6 protein-coding genes are annotated in these 5,008 nt (G+C 49.0%); all 6 read right to left on the reverse strand.

Annotated elements, in window-relative coordinates:
* Positions 1-61 precede the first annotated feature (61 nt).
* Entirely contained in the window at positions 62-1,057 is a 996-nt protein-coding gene (gene glpX, locus AC3DOM_RS07685; RefSeq protein WP_487918453.1) for a class II fructose-bisphosphatase, read from the reverse strand.
* A gap of 24 nt (positions 1,058-1,081) precedes the next feature.
* Complete coding sequence (locus tag AC3DOM_RS07690; RefSeq protein WP_487918454.1) at positions 1,082-1,885, reverse strand: phosphatidate cytidylyltransferase; 804 nt, start codon at positions 1,883-1,885, stop codon at positions 1,082-1,084.
* Positions 1,886-1,888: 3 nt separating this feature from the next.
* Positions 1,889-2,620 (reverse strand): undecaprenyl pyrophosphate synthase, encoded by a 732-nt coding sequence (uppS, locus tag AC3DOM_RS07695; protein ID WP_487918455.1) that lies wholly within the window; start codon positions 2,618-2,620, stop codon positions 1,889-1,891.
* A gap of 7 nt (positions 2,621-2,627) precedes the next feature.
* Complete coding sequence (gene frr, locus AC3DOM_RS07700; RefSeq protein WP_487918456.1) at positions 2,628-3,185, reverse strand: ribosome recycling factor; 558 nt, start codon at positions 3,183-3,185, stop codon at positions 2,628-2,630.
* A gap of 281 nt (positions 3,186-3,466) precedes the next feature.
* Positions 3,467-4,183, reverse strand: a complete 717-nt coding sequence (gene pyrH / locus AC3DOM_RS07705; RefSeq protein ID WP_487918457.1) for a UMP kinase — start codon at positions 4,181-4,183, stop codon at positions 3,467-3,469.
* Between the two features lie 69 nt (positions 4,184-4,252).
* The gene (gene tsf, locus AC3DOM_RS07710; protein ID WP_487918458.1) at positions 4,253-4,858 is read right to left on the reverse strand and encodes a translation elongation factor Ts; all 606 of its coding nucleotides are present in this window, start codon (positions 4,856-4,858) and stop codon (positions 4,253-4,255) included.
* Between the last annotated feature and the right edge of the window lie 150 nt (positions 4,859-5,008).

Raw genomic sequence — 5,008 nt, forward strand, 5'->3', positions numbered from 1 at the left:
TTCAACATTTCGATGTGTACCTACCGTTGATGCAAAACTGTCAGGTGGCTAGATAATTCTTTTAGTATTCTAACGAGCTAATTCCATTCAGGATATCCCAACGATGTGTAGCGGTAATCCAACGGACAGAGCCTGTCAGACCGCTTACAACGAGACTTTCTGTGCGGGCAGTATTGCTAAAGTATTTTACGCCTTTCATCAGCTCCCCATCTGTGATCCCTGTTGCGGCAAAGAAGACATCGTCTGAGGCGACAAGATCAGTCATTGTCAGCACCTTCTCAAAATCGTACCCAGCCTCACGTCCAAGTGCGAGTTCCCTCTCATCGCGGGCGTAGAGCTTACCCTGGATCTCACCACCCATCGCATGGAGGGCGCAGGTCGCCAAAACACCTTCAGGCGTACCACCAATACCGATGAGAATATCAATACCCGTATCCGGGAGGCAGGTCATCAAGGCGGCGGCCACATCCCCATCCGGAATTTGCCGAAGGCGGGCTCCCGCGTTGCGAATCTCGGCAATCAAATTTTCGTGGCGAGGGCGGTCAAGGACAACAGCGGTCAGATCGGCTATTTTTTTACCAAGTGCCTTTGCAACAGCTTTGAGGTTATCAATGACTGGCGCATCAATATCAATTTTCCCTTTGGCAGCAGGCCCAACTGCGATCTTGTGCATATAGACAAAGGGGCCAGGATCAAACATGGTCTCGCGCGGGGCAACAGCAACCGTCGCAATTGCATTTAAACGCCCATAAGCCAGAGGTCGAGTCCCGTCAATGGGATCAACAGCCACGTCAACATCCGGGTAGTTTCCGTTCCCCACTCTTTCGCCGTTATAGAGCATCGGGGCCTCATCTTTTTCACCTTCCCCGATAACGATGATCCCATCCATATCCACTGTTTTTAATACCAGGCGCATCGCATCGACTGCGGCAGCGTCTGCTTCTTCCTTATTGCCGCGCCCCATAAAGCGGCCTGCTCCCAATGCCCCGGCCTCAGTGACCCGTACAAGGTCTAGCGCTAAATTGCGAGTCGGTTTACGCTTTTCAGGGATTTCCATTTATATCGTCTCCAATAATCTTCTTTAGCTAAAAAACCAGATAATAAGGTAGTAGCCCAGTGCGGATCCCCACAGCCAGGTATCAATGCGGTCAAAAACGCCGCCGTGCCCGGGGAAAATATGGCTGGAATCTTTGATCCCAGCCTGTCTTTTTATCATGCTTTCGCCCAGATCGCCAAGTGTGGTAAATAGCGCCATCACGAGGCCGATCAAGGCGCCATTAAGCAAAGTGATATTCAGGTTATCTCTCCAAAGCCAGGCAAAAAGAACACCGCTCAGGGTACCAAAAAGAACACCACCCCAATAACCTTCCCATGTTTTTTTAGGACTTAAACGAGGGCTAAGCTTATGTTTCCCAAAATTTTTCCCGATAAAATAAGCCCCTGAATCTGCGAACCAGACAGCAGGCAATACGAGGAAAAACCACCACAGCCCCTGAGGCAGCTCACGTAATTTGACGAGATACGAGCCGATCCACCCCAGATAAACCATACCTGCTACCGTTATGGCAAAATCTCCTGCCGCCTGATCTCGTCCGCTCTCAAATGCGAACAGATGATAGGCCATCGCAAGAAGAACAAAGAAAGTCAGGACAGCGCTCTCATAGGCCGGAAAAACCGTCCGTGCGATCAAAATCCCGAAAACACCGCCAACTGTCAGGACTGCTGAAGGCTGGTGTTGTGCTCCGCGCATCAAATTTACATATTCCCACGAGGCATATACCAGGAAGAAGGCCATCATCAGCCAAAAATAAATACCCCCGTATATTGATGCAGGGAGTCCGATTGCAGCAAGAACGAGGGCAGTTATAAAACGTTTTAATAACATGGTTTACTCATAGAACTCATCCGAGACTCCTCCAAAGCGGCGGTCGCGTTGGGTATAGGTTTCCAATGCCTTTGCAAATTCTTCCTGGTCAAAATCAGGCCAGAAGGTGGGGGTGATATACCATTCTGCGTAGGCGCTTTGCCAGATCAAAAAATTACTGGTGCGCAATTCTCCCGAGGTGCGAATGACCAGATCCGGGTCGGGGGTGCCAGCCGTAAAAAGATATTGGCTGACAAGCTCTATATTGACTTCATCAGGAGAAATACCATCTCGGAGCATATTTTGTACAGCGTAAACGATCTCATCCCGACCGCCGTAGTTAAAGGCAATATTGAGGATCAAACGTTGATTATCTTTGGTCAGATCGATTGCCGCCAATACTTTTTTTCGCAGCTTTGGTGAAAGTTTTTCGAGCCGCCCAATATGGCGTAGCTGAACGCCTTCCTGGTGAAGCTCGTCCAGTTCGCGGTCGATGACCTCTTCAAAGATATACATTAACCCTTTTACTTCTGCAGCAGGACGTCCCCAGTTTTCTGTGGAGAAAGCGTAAATGGTGAGATATTCCACCCCAAATTCGACACTGGCGCGGATCACCCGGCGCAGGTTCTCTGTACCGGCGCGGTGGCCAGCGAGACGCGGCAAACCACGCGACAATGCCCAACGGCCGTTACCATCCATGATGATGGCAACATGCCGGGGCATTTTTTCGGGCGGTGCTTGAAGATTTTCGCCCATAATTTTCTTAGACTTCTAAAACTTCAGATTCTTTGGAGTCACACAGACGGTCAACTTCTTCAATAAAGTGATCGGTTTCTTTCTGGATATCTTTTTCTCCCTGTTCCTGATCGTCTTCTGAAATGAGCTTTTCAGTTTCGAAATCACGAAGATCGCGCATTAAATCGCGGCGAATATTGCGGATGGAAATTCTGGCATCTTCGGCACGGCTTTTAACGACTTTTACCAGGTCTTTGCGACGATCTTCTGTTAACGGTGGCAGGTTCAGGCGCACGACCTTCCCGTCATTATTGGGAGTCAGGCCGAGGTCCGAGGCCAGGATTCCACGTTCAATTTCTTTTAGAGTCGAGGGGTCAAAGGGTCTGATCAAAAGAGAGCGTGGCTCGGGAACGCTAATCGAGGCCAATTGCTGTAGCGGGGTGGGAACCTCATAGTAATCAACGTGAAGATTTTCAACCAACGCAGGAGAGGCTCTCCCTGTGCGAATACGAGATAAGTCGCTTTCCAATGATTGAATGGCTCCCTGCATCCGTTTTTTGGCGTCTGCATTTATGTCGTTTAGCACAGCGGCCTCCTATTTTTCAGAGTGAATTTTCCACCCATAAGGATACCCTAAAACGATGAAATTTACCACGCCCGCAGAAATCGCGAGAGTTTTTTAGAGAATTTGAGAGGCTGTTTTGCGAACCTATTCAGCTTTGGAATATAGTACATCGTAAAGGTAGTTTTTTACAAAAAATCAGTCCCTGAGCGGAGCTCTTCCCTTCGATCATCGCTCCGCTCAGGGACTGGGAATGCTTTATTAAACAACTTGTTTTACAGTGAAATAAGTCTTTCCCATAAAAACTAAGCGCTTACAATTGTGCCGATTTGCTCACCCTGCAAGGCAGCCCGAAGACCTGCCTGGTCCCAAAGGTTGAGGACCAGGATCGGCATTTCATTATCCATACAGAGAGAAATGGCGGTGCTGTCCATTACATTGAGACGGCGATTGAGGACATCAATATAGGTGAGTTGATCGAATTTGACAGCGTCCGGGTTGCTTTTTGGATCGGAATCATAGACCCCATCTACCTTTGTCGCTTTGATGAGCACATCTGCCCCAACTTCCATCGCCCTTAAGGCCGCCGCTGTGTCGGTGGAGAAGTAGGGATTTCCTGTTCCTGCACCGAGAATGACAACGCGTCCTTTTTCAAGGTGCCGGATCGCACGCCGCCGGATATAGGGTTCTGCGACGGTTTTCATCTCTATCGCCGTTTGAACACGGGTGGTAATGCCACTCCGTTCGAGGGCATCCATGAGCGTCATGGCGTTCATCACGGTTGCCAGCATGCCCATATAGTCTGCGGTGGCACGATCCATACCGCGATCCAGGCCTTGTTTACCACGCCAGAGGTTTCCCGCGCCGATCACAACCGCGATCTCGATCCCCATTTCGTGAATATCTTTGATCTGCCGGGCAATTGCCTCGGCTTCTGAAACATCAATCCCGTAGCCTGAGGGAGAGGCCAATGCCTCACCGCTCAACTTTAGCAAGACCCGTTTATATTTTGCTTCGCTCATGGACACTCCTCTTGATGTGAATGGTCTTCTTTAGAAAAAAGGTCAACCAAATGGTTGACCTTTTTAAATTTAGTCGGCGAGGTGCTCACCCAACTCCCAGCGCTGAAAGCGCCGAATGACAATATTTTCGCCAAGGGAGCCGACATTTTCCATCACAAGATCTTTAATGGTCAGGTTGTCGTCACGAATATATTTTTGCTGCATCAGGCAAACTTCTTCTTTATACTTTTTTAATCTTCCTTCAACAATTTTGTCGATGATATTTTCAGGCTTACCCTCTTCCAATGAGCGTTTGCGGGCAATATCAGCCTCGTGCTCAAGAACATCAGCAGGAACATCATCTTCTGTAACGAAGAGCGGGGAGGCAGCTGCAATTTGCAAAGCTATTTCATGGGCCAGGTTGCGGAAAGTTTCGCCACGGGCAACAAAATCGGTTTCGCAGTTGATCTCAAGCATCACACCGACACGCCCATCACCATGGGAATACAATTCAACAACGCCATCAGAGGCATCACGGTCAGCACGTTTGGCAGCTTTCGCCATTCCTTTTTCACGCAAAAAATCAATCGCTTTTTTATAGTCGCCGTCGGCCTCTTGCAGCGCTTTTCGACATTCGAGAATTCCAACGCCGGTTGTGGCGCGCAGCTCCCGGATCATTTCAGTTGTGATTTCCATAGGTCCTCTTTTTTAATTAGCAGGAATTATTCTGCTTTTTCTTCTTCGTCTTTCTTGGTTGCGGCTTTGGCTTTAGGAGCAGCTTTTTTCTTTGCTGGTGCTTTCTTGGCCTTGGGAGCAGCCTTTTCCTCTTCCTTGGCGTCCTCAGCC

It is taken from the genome of Candidatus Desulfolinea nitratireducens (assembly GCF_982879505.1).